The organism is Undibacterium sp. RTI2.2, from assembly GCF_035018705.1.
In the GTDB taxonomy this organism is placed as follows: Bacteria; Pseudomonadota; Gammaproteobacteria; order Burkholderiales; family Burkholderiaceae_D; genus Undibacterium.
Genome location: NZ_JASJXN010000002.1, coordinates 171,812 through 189,866, shown reverse-complemented (window position 1 = coordinate 189,866; position 18,055 = coordinate 171,812). Strand labels below are relative to the sequence as shown.

13 protein-coding genes, 4 tRNA genes and 1 riboswitch are annotated in these 18,055 nt (G+C 46.8%); of the genes, 12 read left to right on the top strand and 5 right to left on the bottom strand.

Features of this window, described 5'->3' with window-relative positions:
* Window positions 1-378 precede the first annotated feature (378 nt).
* Window positions 379-2,484: a methionine--tRNA ligase gene (metG, locus tag QN395_RS01900; protein WP_322118122.1), complete on the bottom strand. Its 2,106-nt coding sequence runs from the start codon at window positions 2,482-2,484 to the stop codon at window positions 379-381.
* 159 nt (window positions 2,485-2,643) lie between these two features.
* Here metG and apbC point away from each other — a divergent pair, with 159 nt between their 5' ends.
* Together apbC and ribD are read left to right on the top strand one after the other, a co-directional pair.
* Window positions 2,644-3,732 carry an iron-sulfur cluster carrier protein ApbC gene (gene apbC / locus QN395_RS01895; protein ID WP_322118123.1) on the top strand — a complete coding sequence of 363 codons (1,089 nt, stop codon included), beginning with the start codon at window positions 2,644-2,646 and terminating at the stop codon, window positions 3,730-3,732.
* Between the two features lie 22 nt (window positions 3,733-3,754).
* Entirely contained in the window at window positions 3,755-4,891 is a 1,137-nt protein-coding gene (gene ribD, locus QN395_RS01890; protein ID WP_323491956.1) for a bifunctional diaminohydroxyphosphoribosylaminopyrimidine deaminase/5-amino-6-(5-phosphoribosylamino)uracil reductase RibD, read from the top strand.
* Window positions 4,892-4,989: 98 nt separating this feature from the next.
* On the opposite strand, the gene QN395_RS01885 is transcribed toward ribD, so the two are convergent.
* The 3 genes from QN395_RS01885 to QN395_RS01875 form a co-directional block, all read right to left on the bottom strand.
* Window positions 4,990-5,066, bottom strand: a tRNA-Pro gene (locus tag QN395_RS01885).
* Window positions 5,067-5,188: 122 nt separating this feature from the next.
* A tRNA-Pro gene (locus QN395_RS01880) sits at window positions 5,189-5,265 on the bottom strand.
* 134 nt (window positions 5,266-5,399) lie between these two features.
* Window positions 5,400-6,305, bottom strand: coding sequence for a pseudouridine synthase (locus tag QN395_RS01875; protein ID WP_322118124.1), 906 nt, complete (start codon window positions 6,303-6,305; stop codon window positions 5,400-5,402).
* A 111-nt stretch (window positions 6,306-6,416) separates the two neighbouring features.
* On the opposite strand from QN395_RS01875, the gene gltX reads away from it, so the two are divergent.
* The 8 genes from gltX (at window position 6,417) to QN395_RS01835 (ending at window position 13,334) form a co-directional block, all read left to right on the top strand.
* Window positions 6,417-7,841 carry a glutamate--tRNA ligase gene (gene gltX / locus QN395_RS01870; RefSeq protein ID WP_322118125.1) on the top strand — a complete coding sequence of 475 codons (1,425 nt, stop codon included), beginning with the start codon at window positions 6,417-6,419 and terminating at the stop codon, window positions 7,839-7,841.
* 83 nt (window positions 7,842-7,924) lie between these two features.
* Window positions 7,925-8,000, top strand: a tRNA-Ala gene (locus QN395_RS01865).
* 173 nt (window positions 8,001-8,173) lie between these two features.
* A tRNA-Glu gene (locus QN395_RS01860) sits at window positions 8,174-8,249 on the top strand.
* A 466-nt stretch (window positions 8,250-8,715) separates the two neighbouring features.
* Window positions 8,716-10,113 carry an MFS transporter gene (locus tag QN395_RS01855; protein WP_416200095.1) on the top strand — a complete coding sequence of 466 codons (1,398 nt, stop codon included), beginning with the start codon at window positions 8,716-8,718 and terminating at the stop codon, window positions 10,111-10,113.
* Between the two features lie 239 nt (window positions 10,114-10,352).
* Window positions 10,353-10,562: a DUF3460 family protein gene (locus tag QN395_RS01850; RefSeq protein WP_322118126.1), complete on the top strand. Its 210-nt coding sequence runs from the start codon at window positions 10,353-10,355 to the stop codon at window positions 10,560-10,562.
* A gap of 21 nt (window positions 10,563-10,583) precedes the next feature.
* Window positions 10,584-11,447 (top strand): ScpA family protein, encoded by an 864-nt coding sequence (locus QN395_RS01845; protein ID WP_322121537.1) that lies wholly within the window; start codon window positions 10,584-10,586, stop codon window positions 11,445-11,447.
* 67 nt (window positions 11,448-11,514) lie between these two features.
* Window positions 11,515-12,354 carry a pantoate--beta-alanine ligase gene (gene panC, locus QN395_RS01840; RefSeq protein ID WP_322118127.1) on the top strand — a complete coding sequence of 280 codons (840 nt, stop codon included), beginning with the start codon at window positions 11,515-11,517 and terminating at the stop codon, window positions 12,352-12,354.
* Window positions 12,354-13,334 carry a cobalamin-binding protein gene (locus tag QN395_RS01835; protein ID WP_322118128.1) on the top strand — a complete coding sequence of 327 codons (981 nt, stop codon included), beginning with the start codon at window positions 12,354-12,356 and terminating at the stop codon, window positions 13,332-13,334. The genes panC and QN395_RS01835 overlap by 1 nt, the downstream gene beginning before the upstream one ends.
* Before the next feature lie 231 nt (window positions 13,335-13,565).
* Here QN395_RS01835 and QN395_RS01830 read toward each other — a convergent pair whose 3' ends face one another.
* Window positions 13,566-14,390 carry a M90 family metallopeptidase gene (locus QN395_RS01830; protein ID WP_322118129.1) on the bottom strand — a complete coding sequence of 275 codons (825 nt, stop codon included), beginning with the start codon at window positions 14,388-14,390 and terminating at the stop codon, window positions 13,566-13,568.
* 311 nt (window positions 14,391-14,701) lie between these two features.
* On the opposite strand from QN395_RS01830, the gene rarD reads away from it, so the two are divergent.
* Both rarD and QN395_RS01820 read left to right on the top strand, forming a co-directional pair.
* Window positions 14,702-15,574: an EamA family transporter RarD gene (gene rarD, locus QN395_RS01825; RefSeq protein WP_322118130.1), complete on the top strand. Its 873-nt coding sequence runs from the start codon at window positions 14,702-14,704 to the stop codon at window positions 15,572-15,574.
* A gap of 85 nt (window positions 15,575-15,659) precedes the next feature.
* A riboswitch (TPP riboswitch) is annotated at window positions 15,660-15,779 on the top strand.
* 46 nt (window positions 15,780-15,825) lie between these two features.
* Window positions 15,826-18,024, top strand: coding sequence for a TonB-dependent siderophore receptor (locus QN395_RS01820; RefSeq protein ID WP_322118131.1), 2,199 nt, complete (start codon window positions 15,826-15,828; stop codon window positions 18,022-18,024).
* Window positions 18,025-18,055: the final 31 nt, after the last annotated feature.

The following is an 18,055-nucleotide window of genomic DNA, read 5'->3' as shown; positions in this document are numbered from 1 at the left end:
TTAAGTAACTAACGCCGCTGGATTCCTGCCAAGAGCGTGCAGGAATGACGTATTTTATAGATAGCACTGCTTTCTCTTATTCCGCACGTGCCAGATCTTTCAACCTATTCTTTTAACCTATTCGATTGCCGGAACAATCATTTACATAATTGAGAGAGACATTGATCAGATTTCATATACTCCCCATAAAAATTTGCAAAATACGTCGATTGTCCAGGTTTTGTTTGGACGATTAAAATATACCTATGGGGAGTATTTTATTGATATGAGAGATTTAAATCGCTGAGTGAGCTATTGCTTATTCCTATCTGCTTTAGTCACTCAGCGTATTTTTTGACAAACTTGATTTGCAAACTAGATTCGCCAACCCGTCGCGGATTAGCGTACCCGCATACCCGGTTGCGCACCAGGCCAGGCCTCCAGAATATACAAACCTGGATTAGCTTTTTCATCCTCGGCAGACGCAGCCAATACCATGCCTTCAGAAATACCAAACTTCATCTTGCGTGGCGCCAGATTAGCAACCATCACGGTGAACTTACCGATCAGTTGTTCTGGCTGGTAGGCAGATTTAATACCGGAAAACACGTTACGCAGGCGACCTTCGCCAACATCCAGAGTCAGGCGCAGTAATTTGTCTGAGCCGTCGACGTGCTCGCAGTTGACGATTTTGGCGATGCGCAAATCAATTTTTGAAAAATCATCAATCTTAATTTCCGGCGCTAACGCTTCGATCTCGCTGGTAGCGGGCGATTCTACTGGTGCGGTTGGCGCTGCTGAGTTTGCTGCTGAAGCTACTGCTGGTGTTGATACAGCAGCGACAACTTCAGTAGGTGCGTCGAACAATTGATCGAAAATTTTAATATCCACACGTTGCATCAGATGCGTGTACGGCAGCACTTTATGCAGATGTGGTAGCGGTGTTGTAACATCCGCCCATTGCAAAGGAGCTATTTGCAATTGTGCCTCGACCTGTGCAGCGAGCTGCGGTAACACTGGCTTCAAGAAGATGGTCAGAATGCGGAAGGCTTCTAACAAGCGACTACAAACTTCCTGCAATTTGGCATCGTTCTCTGGCTTTTTAGCGAGTTCCCAAGGCTTATTCGCATCGACATAAGCGTTGATGATGTCAGCTTGATCCATGATGGCGCGCAAGGCTTTACCGTAATCACGCGCTTCATAGTAAGCCTGAATATCCGGCGACACTTTACGTAGGTTACTGATAAATGCATCGTCCGCCGTCGCCCAGTCGGTCACGATTGCACCGTCAAACCGCTTGGTGATAAAACCTGCCGCACGGCTGGCGATATTGACGTATTTACCAATCAGATCAGCGTTCACACGAGCGACGAAGTCTTCAGGATTCATATCCAGATCTTCAACTTTAGAATTCAATTTGGCTGCGAAGTAATAGCGTAGCCACTCAGGATTCATACCGATATCAAGATAACGCAGTGGAGAAATACCAGTGCCGCGCGACTTTGACATTTTTTCGCCAGAGACCGTGACAAAGCCATGCGCATACACATTATCTGGTGTTTTGTAGCCAGAAAATTTCAGCATGGCAGGCCAGAACAAGGTGTGGAAATAAGTAATATCTTTGCCGATAAAATGGATCTGCTCCGTCGTCGGATCAGCCATAAAGGCATCGTAATCACGACCGATTTTGCCAAAATAGTTTTTTAAGGATGCCAGATAGCCAACAGGCGCATCCAGCCAGACATAAAAATATTTACCCGGTTGATCAGGGATTTCAATGCCAAAGTAGGGCGCGTCGCGGCTGATGTCCCAGTCACCCAAACCACCTTCACCTTCTAGCCATTCTTTGCATTTGTTGGCGACTTCGGACTGCAGGCGATTATCTTTGAGTGCCCAGCCGCGTAAGAACTCTACGCATTTTTCATCTGATAATTTAAAGAAAAAATGTTCAGACGATTTCATCACGGGCGTAGCGCCGGTCAGTACTGAGTACGGATTTTTTACTTCCGTCGGTGAGTACACCGCGCTACAAACTTCGCAAGAATCACCATATTGATCCTTCGCGCCGCATTTCGGGCATTCGCCTTTAATGTAGCGGTCTGGCAAAAACATATTTTTAACAGGATCAAAAAACTGCTCTATCGTTTTGCTGGTGATGAAGCCTGCTGCTTTTAGTTTGCGATAAATGTCTTGCGACAGCGCGTGATTTTCCGGGCCATCGGTAGAGTGCCAGTTATCAAAAGTAATATGGAAACCATCCAGATATTGCTTACGCCCGGCCGCGATATTCGCTACAAATTCTTGCGGCGTGATGCCCGCTTTTTCCGCGGCAATCATGATCGGCGCACCATGCGCATCGTCGGCACCGACGAAATGCACTTCGTTACCCGACATTCGCTGATGACGTACCCAAATATCAGCCTGGATATATTCCATGATGTGGCCTAGGTGGAACGGTGCATTAGCGTAGGGCAGGGCGGTAGTAACGAACAGCTTGCGTGTCATGGTAGTGATACTTTGCGAATGGAAAATTAAGGGGGGTGGTTTCAACTAAAAACAATGAAGACTGTTATTCTAACAGCGAAAAAGGTCTAGTCTTTTAAGGGTTTTATCAGTCATACGGGAGTTTTACGCTAGACTGGCAAAAAATTTACGGAGAATTGCATGAGCATTACAGTGGAAGATGTTAAAACAGCGCTGACTTTGGTCATTGATCCTAATACAAATAAAGATCTGATCACTTCAAAGTCGGCTAAAAATATCAAACTCGATGGCAACGATGTGAGCTTGGATGTGGAGTTGGGTTATCCGGCAAAAAGCCAGATTGAGCTGATACGGCTTAGCGTACAAACGGCTGTCAGCAATCTGGCCGGTGTTGGTAAAGTGAGTGTTAATGTGTACAGCAAAATCGTTGCCCATGCGGTACAGCGTGGTATTAAATTGATGCCTAATGTGAAGAATATTATTGCGGTTGCCTCGGGCAAAGGTGGTGTCGGTAAATCAACGACTGCGGCGAATCTGGCACTGGCACTGGCTGCCGAAGGCGCTGCTGTCGGTATCTTAGATGCGGATATCTATGGTCCTTCGCAGCCGATGATGATGGGGATTTCTGGTCAGCCATCGAGCGCTGATGGGAAAACTATGGAGCCTATGGAGAACTATGGTTTGCAAGTTTCCAGTATTGGTTTCATGATCAATCCAGATGAGCCTATGGTTTGGCGTGGGCCTATGGTGACACAGGCCTTGACGCAGTTATTGTCCCAAACTAATTGGCGTGATCTGGATTATTTGATTATTGATATGCCGCCTGGTACTGGCGATATTCAGTTGACGCTTTCTCAAAAAGTCCCGGTCACCGGTGCTGTTATTGTCACCACGCCACAAGACATCGCTTTATTAGATGCCCGCAAAGGCCTGAAAATGTTTGAGAAAGTCGGCATTCCAATTCTGGGAATTGTGGAAAACATGAGCACCCATATTTGCTCAAACTGTGGTCATGCGGAGTCGATTTTTGGTGAAGGTGGTGGTGCCAAAATGTGTGCTGAATATGGCGTTGATTTTCTTGGTGGCTTGCCGCTGACGATGGCGATCCGTGAGCAAGCTGATTCTGGGAAGCCGACCGTGGTTGCTGATCCTGAAGGAAAAATTGCCCTGATCTACAAAGAAATTGCGCGCAAAGTGGCAATTAAAGTCGCTGAAAAAGCTAAAGATATGACGAGCAAATTCCCGACGATTTCTATCCAAAATACCTAAAACTCTACACCGCTGAGTCCGCATGACTGAATCCTATTTGAATGATCAAGCAGGTGAGCCACAAGATATCCGCTTCATGCAAATGGCGCTGGAACTTGCGGCGCAAGCGACGATTGCCACATCGCCTAATCCTAAAGTGGGCTGCGTTATTGTTAAAGATGGCATGGTGATTGGGCGTGGCTATACTCAGCCAGTCGGACAAGCGCATGCGGAAGTGCAGGCTTTACGTGATGCGATCGCGACGGGACATGACACGAAAGGTGCTACCGCTTACGTGACATTGGAGCCATGCAGTCATTTTGGGCGCACGCCGCCATGCGCCAACGCCTTGATTGATGCGGGTATTTTTCGGTTGGTAGCTGCAGTCCAAGACCCCAACCCACAAGTCGCAGGCAAAGGCATGACGATGTTACGCGATGCCGGGATCACCGTTGAATCTGGTCTGCTGGGTGAGCGCGCGCGCGAAATGAATATTGGTTTTTTTAAGCGTATGGAAACCGGTAAGCCTTGGGTGCGACTGAAAGTAGCCGCAAGCCTGGACGGCAGAACTGCGCTGGCAAACGGCGAGAGTAAATGGATCACTGCATCAGATGCGCGTGATGACGGTCATCGTTGGCGTGCGCGTGCCGATGCGATTTTGACTGGTATCGGCACTGTGCTGGCGGATGATCCGCAAATGAATGTCCGTGCGATAGAAACACCGCGGCAACCTTTAAAAGTTGTGGTCGATTCCCAATTACGTATTCCTGCCAATGCTAAGTTACTGCAAGACGGTAAGTTCGTAATCGTTTGTGCAGAAGCGCCTGAACTTAAGCAAGGTCATCAGCAAAATCGTCAGCAAGCCTTGATTGCGCAAGGTGCTGAAGTCGTATGTTTGCCGGATGATCACCAACAAGTCGATTTAAACGCCTTGCTATTAGAATTAGGACGCAGGCAAATTAATGAGCTTCATGTCGAGGCGGGCGCTAAGTTAAATGGTGCCTTGATTGCTCAAGATTGTGTGGATGAATTATTGATTTATTTGGCGCCCAAATTATTGGGACATGGGGCTGGTTTATTTGATCTTCCTGAGCTAAAGCTGGTGGCAGATGCTAGGCAGGTCCGGTTCCATGAGATTAGTCAGGTCGGAGAAAGTTTGCGAATTTTAGCGCGGTTTTAAAGCGTACTGACGCCTTAGTGACGCTTACTTTAATCTTGATTTTTACGCTTCAGATATAAAAAAAGGATCATCAAGCAAACTTGATGATCCTTTTAAACTGGTCGGAGTACAAGGATTCGAACCTTGGACCCCCTGGTCCCAAACCAGGTGCGCTACCGGACTGCGCCACACTCCGAAACTTGCTTTGCGTGTTCAAATGCTAAATTCGCTACTTGGACAAACGCTAAATTTTTAAACTTTAATCTTATAAATTGAAAAAGACCGAAAGATAATTAAACCTAACGGTCTTTTAATATTTGGTCGGAGTACAAGGATTCGAACCTTGGACCCCCTGGTCCCAAACCAGGTGCGCTACCGGACTGCGCCACACTCCGAAGACCAAGATAGTATCTCGTCACGATTACGCTGTCAAGGCCTTTGTCATTGCTGACTTCGCCATTGCAGGTGGTTTGCAATCGACATAGCGGGCTTAAGTCCGCATATATTGCTAATCATATGCGCAGTCAACTTACAGAGTTTTTGTGCTTGTAAATTGTCTGTAGCCACCGCTAAGCGGATCGGTAAAACTGATCGATTTTGCCAGTAATTGTAGCGGGGCAGAAAAGTCATCACCGTTACATGGGAGGGCGATTGGGTAGAAAGTATCATTGATAATCGGCGCGCCGAGGCTTGCTAAATGCACTCGCAATTGGTGTCTTTTCCCCGTGCTGGGATGCAATTCATATAAATCATTTTCACCGCGGCGCTCTATAACTGTTATATGAGTTTCAGCGTTAGGTTCGCCAGGAGTTTCTTCCATTACAAAGAATTTTTCGGCGTCAATCATTTTGCTGCGATAAGTCAGCGGAAACTCTTGCTGGGATAAATGTGGTGCTAAGGCGTGATAGATTTTATTAACTTTGCGCTGCTGAAATAAAGATTGATAGGCGCCCCGCGTTTCTGTTTTTTGTGAAAATAAAATCACGCCAGCGGTTTCTCTGTCCAGCCTGTGAATAGGTGTCAGTTGATTGTTGCCGCTACTCTTCTTTAACCGAACTAACAGAGTTTCATGCAAAAAACGACCGCCTGGTATCACGGGCAAAAAATGTGGTTTATCTACTACCAGCAAATTCTCGTCTTGGTAAAGGATCTGTTCTTGATAAGGGATAGTCACCTCATCATCAATTTCGCGGTAATAAAAAATACACATACCACGTTTGACTGCGCTATTTGCCGCCAGAATCGTGCCTCGAGCATCAACAACCTCATGTTTCGCGATACGCGCATGCCACTGCTGTTCGCTTACATCCGGAAATTGTGTCAATAAAAAATCTAATAAATTATCCCACCGTCCCTCTGGTAACCATAGATAGCTTGGTGATACGCCATCACGTGTGGCCAGAGGAGGCGTTGGTATGCGATTTGGGATTTGCATGTTAGATTTCTATTTTTACCCGATGGCCCTGCTGCGAAGGCGGTAAAATATTGGTTTTAACTTCTATCGTTTTGTAGCGCATTTTATTATGCCCGACAAACGCACCATCTAATGAGCACTTCTGCATCTGTCGATCTGAGCAAGCCCGTTCGTACCCGTTTCGCACCTAGTCCCACTGGCTATTTACATGTGGGCGGCGCCCGCACAGCCTTATTTAGCTGGGCATTTGCACGCCATTTTGGCGGTACTTTTGTATTGCGTATCGAAGATACGGATCTTGAGCGCTCTACGCCAGAAGCGGTGCAAGCTATTTTAGATGGAATGAATTGGCTAGGCCTGCAACATGACGAAGGTCCTTTTTATCAGATGAAAAGGATGGGCAGATACAGTGAAGTGTTAGCCAAAATGCTAGCGGATGGCACTGCCTATTCTTGCTATTCCTCACCCGAGGAAGTCGAGGCTATGCGTGAGCTGCAACGCGCCAACGGCGATAAACCGCGCTACGACGGCACCTGGCGTCCAGAGCCAGGGAAAAATTTGCCAGCAATACCAGCAGACCGCAAGCCTGTCATACGTTTCAAAAATCCTTTAGATGGCGAAGTGAGCTGGCTTGATGTTGTTAAAGGTCAAATTACGATCGGTAATCGTGAATTAGATGATTTAGTAATTGCCCGTCCAGACGGTACGCCAACATATAATTTTTGTGTTGCAGTCGATGATTGGGATATGCAAATTACTCACGTAATTCGCGGTGATGACCATGTCAATAACACGCCACGCCAGATCAATATTCTGAACGCGCTGGGAGCTAGTTTGCCGCATTACGGTCATGTGCCGATGATCCTCGGTACGGATGGCCAAAAATTATCTAAGCGTCGAGATGCGGTCAGCGTAATGGACTATCTGGATAAAGGTTATTTGCCCGAGGCGATGCTGAATTACCTTGCGCGTCTTGGTTGGAGTCATGGTGACGATGAAGTTTTTTCTATGGAGCAGATGTGTAGCTGGTTCGATTTAAATCATCTTTCTAGTTCGCCAGCGCAGTTCAATCCGGAAAAACTCGCCTGGATTAATAATCATTACATCAAAGCTGCTGATAATGCGCGCCTAGCTGAGTTGGTGCGTGCGCAGATGCGAAATGACGGCGCACAATTTGAGAATGCGCCAGAGTTGTCTGCGGTCGTCGCTTTGATGAAAGAGCGAGCCAATACCACTAATGAGTTGGCGCAAGCTGCGATGTTGTTCTATCGCCAGCCGAACCCGGATGCAGAGTTGTGCAAGCAGCACATTACGGAAGGAGTGTTGCCAGCCTTGGCACACTATGCAGCTGCGTGCAAGACTGTGGAGTGGAGCAAACCAGCTTTGTCGTCGATGATGAAAGAAACCTTGGCGCAGTACTCGTTAAAAATGCCGCAACTTGCTATGCCTTTGCGTTTGTTATTAACAGGCCAGCTACAAACACCATCAATTGATGCTGTGGTTGAACTATTCGGTCGCGACGTCGTGCTTCAAAGGCTGAACTCTATCTGTAAGTGAAATTGAAACAGGTAAATAGAAGCGGGAAATAAAACGGGGCTTTACATAGAATGGCTCAGCCCCTATAATCTTGTTTCTGTTCTGGGGGTGTAGCTCAGTTGGTAGAGCGCTTGCATGGCATGCAAGAGGTCAGCGGTTCGATTCCGCTCACCTCCACCAGTAATGAGCTAAGCAAGCGATGTGAAAAAAGTAGAAAAAAATTGCTTGCAGATATCAGAAAAAATAGTATATAATCTTGGTCTTGCTTGATTGAAGAAACTTGCAAAAACAAGTTGAAAGAAAGAAAAAGCAGTGCAGTTCAGAAGTAAAAGGTCAGTAACGGACAGATCACTGTCCCCATCGTCTAGAGGCCTAGGACATCACCCTTTCACGGTGAGTACAGGGGTTCGAATCCCCTTGGGGACGCCAGAGTTAAACAAGTTGGAGATTGAGTAGATCATCATTACTTAACTTGAAGTAACAAAATGTGTTTAATAAAGGCCGCTCAACGCGGTCTTTATTGTTTTTAAATTGTCTTTTTGAATCAATCAACGAGGATTCAAAACGGTTTATACAAATCACATTGGCTGTAGAAGTAATTCAGCCTCTTTCCCAGATAAAAAACAATAACAGGACTTACGCAAAACTACCCTAAAGCGTTGCAGCCTAGGGTGTTGGTACTTAGACTAAAGTATTGTCTTCGTCGCTACCCCTTGTCGGGACAATATTGCGTAAGTCTTAATTATCGTTTTTCTAAAATCCAAGTTCGCCGCCTGTTAGAAGTTCGTCCGCCATGCAGGGCAATTACGCAAGCGATACAATCGATGACTTATCAATGCGCGTGCAATCAACATAAGCTCGCCTCCCAATCTAATAGTGCTAATCTGGGCCAAGAATGCTTAAGCAAAATAGTATTGAACACGATCAGGCCTTGGCAAATCGTGATGGATTGCCGACACGCGAACGTAACTTGGCTATGTTGTCTCTCGCAATTGGTGTCGGAATGGCCTCCCTTGATACGGCTATCGCCAATACTGCGCTGCCAGCGATTGCGGATCAGTTACATACATCACCTGCCGCCTCTGTCTGGATTATCAATGTATATCAATTGGCGATGGTTGCTACGCTGTTGCCATTTGCGGCCTTGGGAGAGGTGATAGGTTATCGCCGTGTTTCCATCGCGGGGCTGGTATTGTTCACGCTGGCATCTTTGGGCTGCGCATGCTCTTGGTCTTTAACATCCTTAGTCATTGCGCGCTTATTTCAAGGTGTTGGCGCTAGCGCGATTATGGGTGTCAATACTGCGATGTTAAGAGCAATTTTTCCTACTCGTCTGCAAGGGCGTGGTTTTGGATTGAACTCTTTGGTGGTCGCAGTTGCATTTGCGGTTGGACCGACAATCGCCTCTCTGATACTGGCCGTCTGGTGTTGGCCTTGGTTATTTGCGATCAACGTGCCTCTCGGTATATTCGCTTTTTTCCTGGGACGTAAAGTCCTGCCTCTGACCCGTCGAGCCACTCACAAAATAGATAGTCTGACAGCCTTGTTTAACATTGCTGCATTTGGTATGTTAATTTTGCTGTTCGGGGAAGCTGCTCACCTTCAAAGTTTTAAAATACTCGTGATCGAAATGATAGCTACCATTTTCTTTTTTGCCTTATTATTGCGTCGCCAGCATGGACATCAGGCACCGATGCTTCCGGTTGATCTGTTTCGCCGTCCATTGTTTTTACTGTCAGTATTAACGGCAATTTGTACCTTCACCACTCAAAGTCTTGCCTTTGTATCACTGCCTTTTTATTTTGAGACGGTATTAGGGCGTTCACCAGTAGAAACGGGCTTTTTGATGACGCCTTGGGCGGCACTGGTTGCTGTGATGGCGCCTATTGCAGGACGATTGAGTGATCATTATTCACCAGGAGTACTCGGTGGCATTGGTCTTGCTGCATTATCAGCTGGTATGTTGTCTCTTGTGCTCATGCCCCTGAACCCCTCAGTGTTTGATATTGGCTGGCGTATGGCTATGTGCGGTATCGGTTTTGGATTTTTTCAAGCGCCTAATCTGAAGGCGATTATGGGAGCTGCGCCCTTATCCCGAGCTGGTGGCGCTAGTGGTATTGTTGCTACCTCCCGTCTGATGGGGCAAGCCTCGGGTGCAGCACTGGTGGCATTTTGCTTTACCTTATCAAATAAAAGCGGTACTAGCTATGCGCTTGGTCTGGGAGCCGTTTTTGCAGCGGTCGCCAGCATCGCCAGTTTCTCTCGCTTACTGGTGGCAACAGACCCACTGTGAGCACGTTCCCTCTCTATATTCAAAAATGCCTAATTTTTTAGGTATTTAAGTAAAAGTATTCTTTTAGTCTCAGATAATGCCAAAACATAGATTGTCCGGACAAAACTCTGTCGCTCATTACTACGTCACTAATGCATTAGTCAATGTGGCCGCAAATAAGAAAATCCCTCTTAATTACTGCTGCATTACAGGGTAAAATGCGGCTTCGATTGTTCTTTTACCTGTTGATCGCGATCATTATGAAGTTCACCAAACAATTTCAGCTTTACCAATCCGAAGCAACTCAGTTTATTCAAAGTCTGAAAAAAGCTAATCCGCAATTAGAGCAAAGCCAGCGTGATGGTCGTGCTTTATTATGGGATAAAGCACCGATTGATCTTGCGACGCAAAAAGACACGATTGAGTCCAATATCGATCAACAAGCTTACGTGTACCAAAACAAAGCCTAAGCCAAGACTGCTGTGATTGCAATCAGCACTACTTTGTCAGCGACAGATTTGCCTCTGGTTGGCAGTAGCGACAGCACGCCCAACGTTGTTGATGGACTGGCGTTCGCCAAACTATATGGCGAGCCGCTGTTCAAACTACCCAACGATCTCTACATCCCGCCAGATGCGCTGGAAATTTTTTTAGAAGCGTTTGAAGGTCCGCTGGATTTGCTGCTCTACCTGATCCGCAAGCAAAATTTCAATATTCTCGATATTCCGATGGCGCAAGTCACGTTGCAATATCTGGACTATGTTGAGCAAATCCGCAAACATAATCTGGAGCTGGCCGCAGAATATTTATTGATGGCAGCGATGTTGATTGAAATCAAATCACGCATGCTCTTGCCCAGCACCAAAAGTCTGGATGATGGCGAAGCAGGCGATCCGCGTGCAGAATTAGTGCGTCGTCTACTGGAATACGAGCAAATGAAACTAGCTGCCTACGACCTCAACGCGGTTCCCCAGCTAGGACGTGATTTTTTGCATGCGCAAGTCTTTGTTGAGCAAAATACGGTATTGCATTGGCCGCAGGTCGACGTGCAAGATTTACAAGCAGCCTGGGCCGACGTGCTAAAACGAGCAACACTTGTCGCCCACCACAAAATCAGCCGTGAAGAACTATCTGTACGTGAGCACATGACAGGTATTTTACGCAAATTGCAGTCCGCTAAATTTATCGAGTTTTCAGATCTATTTGATCCTAGTAAAGGTGCACCAGTTCTGGTGGTTAATTTTGTTGCCTTGCTTGAACTCGCAAAAGAAACTTTAATAGAAATCACTCAGGCAGAAGCTTTTGCACCGATTTATGTGAGACTCGCTTATTTGCCAACGCACTCACCTAATTAATCGCTAAGCCAGCAAACCCTTGCTAAGAATCAAATCATAGTCGTCACATTCACTCACTCTTATCCTCATGAAAATTATTTCCTCTATCGAAGAATTGCGCGATCAACTACGTGGTCAATTACGGACTGCGTTTGTACCGACGATGGGCAATTTGCATGAAGGTCATTTGTCCCTGATGCGCCTGGCAAAAAAACATGGCGATCCGATTGTGGCATCGATTTTCGTCAATCGATTACAGTTTGGCCCGAACGAAGATTTTGATAAATATCCGCGTACTTTTCAGGCTGACGTAGAAAAGCTGGAGAAGGAAGGTGTGTATGTATTGTTCGCCCCGACAGAAAAAGACCTCTATCCAGAACCACAAGAATACCGGGTGCGTCCACCCGACGATCTGGGGAATATCTTAGAGGGCGAATTCCGCCCTGGCTTTTTTACCGGCGTTAGTACTGTTGTACTGAAATTATTTTCTTGCGTCCAGCCCCGTGTTGCGGTGTTTGGTAAAAAAGATTACCAACAATTAATGATCATCCGGAATATGGCAAAGCAGTTTGCCTTACCAACTGAAATTATCGCAGCCGATACCTGGCGCGCTGATGATGGACTCGCACTGTCATCACGCAACGGTTATTTGTCCGAGGCTGAACGCGCAGAAGCGCCTGTTTTATACCAGACACTGAATGAGGTTGCGCAAGAAATCCGTTCAGGGCATCTGGATATTTTTGAGCTGGAAAAGAAAGCCATGGCGAAACTAGCAAATCGTCATTGGAAGCCAGATTATATTTCTGTACGCAAGCGTTCCGACCTGCAACCACCGTCTGCTGGCGATATTGCGCAGAAGGCGGAGCTGGTGGTAGTCGCCGCCGCCAAGCTTGGCAACACCCGCCTGATCGACAATCTGGAAGTCTGATGACACAGCTTGCAAAAAGCAGAGAGCACTTTTGTCTCATCAAAAAACTAACTGCTTTCATGGCACTGGCAGCGATCAGCTTGCACAGTGTCGTGGGGCACGCCGCCATCAGCGTGACTGATGATGCACAACATGTGGTCACGCTGGCGAAGCCAGCACAGCGCGTTATCAGCCTCGCGCCGCATGCGACTGAGTTGTTGTTTGAGGCCGGTGCCGGTAGCCAAATTGTCGGCGTCAGCGAATACAGCGACTTTCCGGAAGCTGCGAAAAAAATCCCTTCGATTGGCAATGTATTCGCATTAGATGTAGAACGCATCATTGCGCTCAAACCCGACCTGATCGTGGTCTGGGGTACTGGCAACGGCAAAACCCTAGCTAGTAAATTGCGCGATACCCATATCCCGATATTCGAGAGCGAGCCACGCAGTTTTGAAGATATTGCCAGTTCAATAGAACGTCTGGCAGTTCTGACTAACAAGCAAGCGACCGGCAATGCAGCCGCCCAACGTTTCAGAATTCGTTTAGAAAAATTGCGCCAAACTTATCAGCCCGGCTTACCGTCCGGCTTGTCGCCCAGTTCACAAGTCAGCACTGCAAACGCAGCAGAAAAACAAAGAATCGTCAGCGTGTTTTATCAAATCTGGCGCAAACCTTTGATGACCTTAAATGATCAGCATCTGGTGTCGGCAGCAATCCGTTTGTGCGGTGGTAAAAACATATTTGGCGGCTTAAAAGAAATCAGTCCCACAGTCAATACCGAAGCAGTGCTGGCTGCCAACCCGGATGCGATTATTACCACTGGCGGCGAGCAGCAAGATGTCTTCGCCGACTGGCGGCAATTCACCACGCTCAATGCCGTCAGCAAGGGTAATTTATTTACCGTAAAAGGTGACTGGATGAATCGTGCGGGGCCGAGAATTTTAGATGGCACTGAGATGCTCTGCAAACATCTGGCGACTGCCAGAACAACACTGAAATAAGATTCAAATCTGATCTCATTTTGCTAGCTTTGCGAGTTGAAAGCGGATATTACTCCTACTTGACATTACATTAAAATAAATATACTCAGGTAGTGTATATTTTAATCGTCCACATATTATCTGGACAATTCGGCTTTTTAATTAAAAATTAAGGGGAGTATATAAAAATATGCCCTTTTGATCGAATCAAAAGCTAGAACGGATCACAACACCCAGCATACAATTAAGCCATTAATTCCAGTCGCGTGGATCAACCTGATAATACGCACGGAATTGCTCAAACAGCGCGGGATGATGTCTCGCCATTTCCCAGGTTTTCTCAAAAAACGTCTCTGTCCCGACGGCAAAAAATTCTGCCGGATTGGTCGCGCCATAATGATCCATCACCGTTTCTTCACCTAGCTCCGCTGCGCGCTGCAATACATCAAACTCTTGGGACAAGATACTAGACCAACGTTGATAACGCGCCTTACTCATCAAGGCAGGTGCGCCGTTAGTGCTGCCGGTTTCGCTATCGAGCTGATGCGCAAACTCATGCAAGACCACATTGTGCCCTGCGATTTGCGTACCATCACTGCGCTGCACATGATCCCATGCCAGGATCACCCTGCCATCACTCCAGGATTCTCCCGACAATGTTTGGTTGGCGTGAGTGACTACACCACCCAGACTCGTTTGAATATGCGGCTTCATAAAAGCACTGGGATAAACCAAGATGGTTTTTAAGGCTGGGTAAACGGTGCTTGGACGATTAAGGAGCAACATGCAAGCTCTGGCCGCGATCGTGACCTTGATCTCATCCGTTATCTGCAAATCATCGCAAGCAATAAATTTCTTTTGATATAAAAACTGTTTGATCAATCGCTTTAACTGCAATTGCAGCTCCGCCGGCATTCTGGAATACACCGGGATATTTTTACGCAGTATTTTGGAGTAGTGACCAGGGAATGGCTTTTGCAAAGCGCGCTTCAACAGCACATCAGGCAACCACGCAATCAGTCCGACCGTGATTACGATGCTGGATAATACGAGCATTAGTGGTAAAGCGGAGGACATTGATTACCTGCAATTCTGAATGGAAACACAGTAACGGTACCGTGTTATCTCTGGTTATTTAGACCGTTGCCATCTTGATAAAATCTATGCAGCTTGATAGCAAACATAAGTACGAGCTGGAATCAACTCATACCATCAGATGGGACAGTCTTCAGAAAAAACAATAGCTATTAACCATAGCTATTGAATGAAGTGCCCACAAGGCAACACGAATAATCGATTGCTGCGATAATGCGCCCTCACCGATGCCATCAATATCATTCTAAAAATAAGGCATCCAATCCCGTATTCTATTTTTTGATTGTCCTCCCATGCGCAAAGGCATACTCTACGCAGCTTCCGCTTATATCGTCTGGGGCTTATTTCCCATTTATTTCAAAGCTCTGCACGGGATACCTGCACTTGAAATTTTGTTACATCGCATGTTATGGTCACTGCTATTTTTGATGGTAGTACTGGCATGGCGTAGTCAATGGTTTTGGGTACGCGATGTGCTGCGTCAGCCAAAACTGATCGCCGGATTTGTCGCCAGCGCGACCCTGTTGTCAGTAAATTGGCTGATCTACATCTGGGCGATCAATAACGATCATATCGTCGATGCCAGTTTGGGATATTTTATGACGCCGCTGGTCAATGTCCTGCTCGGTTACGCTATCTTGCGTGAGCGCTTGCGGTCAGCACAATGGTTTGCCATAGGCTTGGCAGCCTGCGGCGTGATCTGGCTGACCTGGCAAACCGGTCATCCTCCCATCATTGGGTTGTCTCTCGCCATCAGCTTTGGCGTGTATGGTTTATTGCGTAAAACAGCCGCACTTGGTGCGCTGGAAGGCTTGTCACTGGAGACCTTTTTGCTGTTCCCGTTTGCTTTTGCTTATCTGACTTACTTAACGGTACAAGGTCATAATGCCTTCATCAGTGGATCTGGCACAACTCAATTATTACTGCTGGCAGCTGGTCCCATCACTGCAATTCCATTACTGATGTTTGCTGCCGGTGCTCGCCTGATCCCTATGGCGACGCTGGGATTGCTGCAATATATTGCGCCATCAATCCAACTGATATTGGGCGTCATTTTGTATCATGAGCCATTTAGCGGCGAAAGACTGATCGGATTTATGGCGATCTGGGCTGCGCTGGCGGTGTATTCTGCAGAGGGAATACGTCACTCCTTCAGACGCCAATAATCCAGGTTTTAATTACCAATAGAGTTGCTAAAGAAGGCTAAAGGAGCCCAAAGAAATAGGCCAATCGCAGTTTATGGTAAAGTATGCGCTTCGCTAGGGGTCCTGCGTCAAAGATAAAGTTTGTTTTTATTTTTGTCTGCAGGTGAGAAATACCCTTGAACCTGATCTGGATAATGCCAGCGTAGGGAAGCGCAAAGTCTCTATCAGTCTCTTTGTTTGCTCCCGCGCTTGCGATAAAAAATGAGCAAACTATGACAATCGCACCACCCATCCGCGTTACACAACTTCTTTCACAAGCGACTTCACGTAAGTCATCAGCTCATTCGCTATCAGGTGTTCAAAGCCGCTTGATTCCGCTGACGATGGTCTTGGCAATTTCTCAGGCTTTTACTATCTCTGCTGCCTATGCGCAGAGCGCAGATAAAGCGCTGCCAGAAGTCGTCATTCGCGCTAATAAAACGGATAGCAATAAAAATGATGTAGCAAAAATCGGCGGCTTTGCCGATGCAAAATTATCAGATACGCCAGCATCGATTACCGTCTTTACTCAACAACAATTACAAGATTTAAGCATCCGCACTAGCAGCGATGCGATGAAATTTGATGCCAGTGTCAACGACGCTTACAACGCGGTTGGCTACTCTGAACAATTTTCTATCCGTGGTTTTGCGCTGGATAACACCAGCAGTTACCGCAAAGATGGGCTAGCCATTCCAGGCGATGCATCTATCCCTTTGGAAAATAAAGAGCGCATAGAAATACTCAAAGGATTAGCCGGATTTCAGGCAGGCTTTGCCACCCCCGGCGGCATTGTGAACTACGTGACTAAGCGCCCAACCACTACGCCATTACGTTCAGTAACGGTCGCCGCCAGTGAGCGCGGCACGCTATACGGTTCGCTAGATTTAGGCGGTCAATCCGATGATCAGCAATTTGGTTATCGTATTAATGCTGCGACAGAAAAATTACGCTCCTATGTAAAAGGTGCAGACGGAGACCGACAATTTATCTCTGGTGCTTTTGACTGGCATATCACGCCAAAAGCACTATTGCAGCTAGATATGGATTATCAGAAAAAATCCCAGTTAACTGTCCCTGGATTTCAACTATTTAATGGAATAGATCTGCCTCGCAATGTCAGCGCAGACACAATGCTGAACAATCAACCTTGGGCGAAGCCTGTCAGCACCCGCGACAGCAATATCGGCTTACGTTTCGAATATCAATTCAATGACGACTGGCGCGCCTCGTTCTCAGCCAACCGTCATGAATTCAAACGCGATGATTACACCGCCTTCCCTTACGGCTGTTCGTCCGCAAACTTATTCCCAGGTTATTGCGCGAATGGTGACTACGATGTCTATGACTATCAAAGCGTAGGAGAATCAAAATCGCCAGTGGCAACGCAGGGAATTTTAAATGGCAAATTCCGGTTAGGCGGTTTGCAAAACACAGTCGCAGTGGGATTCTCGACCTTCCAGCGCCGTGATCGCTTTGGTGACTATGTCTACGATTTAGTGGGCACTAGCAATGTATTTCAACCTGTCGTCGTACCGCAATCGACCAACACAACCGGCCCGGTTCTGTTGCGCAGAACGGATAAAGAATGGTCCCTGTTTGCGCAGGATATTATTGATCTGACCGATACTGTCAAACTGGATATCGGTATACGTCACGTTGCGATCAAGCGTCAGCAAATCGATGCGCCGGGTTACGATCGTAACTACGAATTGCCAAGCGTTGCGCTACTTTTTAAACCACAAAAATCCTGGACGCTGTACGGATCGTACACAGAAGGTTTAGAGCATGGCGGCATCGCCCCGTTCGGTACCAACAACGTCAACCAGATGCTTAATCCGAGTAAATCCAAGCAAGTTGAATTTGGTCTTAAAGCAGATGTGGCACAAGATATTAGTATCACTGCCGCCGTCTTCCACATCACTAAATCGCTGGAATATACCAACTCGGATAATGTCTACGTCAGCAACGGCTACGCAATCCATAATGGACTGGAAGTATCCGCCCAAGGTCGTATCACTCCAGCCTTGACGTTAGGTGCCAGCGTCACTGCATTGGCGGCGCACCAATACGATACCGGCATTGCAGGATTAGATGATAAGCGTGTCACCAATGTACCAGAGTTAAAATCTGTGGTGTATGCAGACTATGCTATTGCCAGCATATCTGGACTCAACATCAACGGCAGTTGGAATTATTCTGGTAACAAGGCGTTTCAACCGGATAACAGCGTCATCGTTCCAGGCTATCAAGTGTTCAACCTGGGTGCGCGTTATGTCACCAAAGTGGCTACTGTCGTGACGACTTTACGGTTCAATGTCGACAACGTCGCCGATAAATTTTACTGGCGCGACGTGACGCAATCCTTAGGTGGCTACTTACTGCCAGGCGCACCAAGAACGTATAAAGTATCTGCACAATTTGATTTTTAAAATTTGATTTTAAATACAGCATACAAGCTGT

Coding starts and splice junctions, on each gene's coding strand:
- metG (WP_322118122.1), bottom strand. CDS start 2,484: ATGACACGCAAGCTGTTCGTTACTACCGCCCTGCCCTACGCTAATGCA.
- apbC (WP_322118123.1), top strand. CDS start 2,644: ATGAGCATTACAGTGGAAGATGTTAAAACAGCGCTGACTTTGGTCATT.
- ribD (WP_323491956.1), top strand. CDS start 3,755: ATGACTGAATCCTATTTGAATGATCAAGCAGGTGAGCCACAAGATATC.
- QN395_RS01875 (WP_322118124.1), bottom strand. CDS start 6,305: ATGCAAATCCCAAATCGCATACCAACGCCTCCTCTGGCCACACGTGAT.
- gltX (WP_322118125.1), top strand. CDS start 6,417: ATGAGCACTTCTGCATCTGTCGATCTGAGCAAGCCCGTTCGTACCCGT.
- QN395_RS01855 (WP_416200095.1), top strand. CDS start 8,716: ATGCTTAAGCAAAATAGTATTGAACACGATCAGGCCTTGGCAAATCGT.
- QN395_RS01850 (WP_322118126.1), top strand. CDS start 10,353: ATGAAGTTCACCAAACAATTTCAGCTTTACCAATCCGAAGCAACTCAG.
- panC (WP_322118127.1), top strand. CDS start 11,515: ATGAAAATTATTTCCTCTATCGAAGAATTGCGCGATCAACTACGTGGT.
- QN395_RS01835 (WP_322118128.1), top strand. CDS start 12,354: ATGACACAGCTTGCAAAAAGCAGAGAGCACTTTTGTCTCATCAAAAAA.
- QN395_RS01830 (WP_322118129.1), bottom strand. CDS start 14,390: ATGTCCTCCGCTTTACCACTAATGCTCGTATTATCCAGCATCGTAATC.
- rarD (WP_322118130.1), top strand. CDS start 14,702: ATGCGCAAAGGCATACTCTACGCAGCTTCCGCTTATATCGTCTGGGGC.
- QN395_RS01820 (WP_322118131.1), top strand. CDS start 15,826: ATGACAATCGCACCACCCATCCGCGTTACACAACTTCTTTCACAAGCG.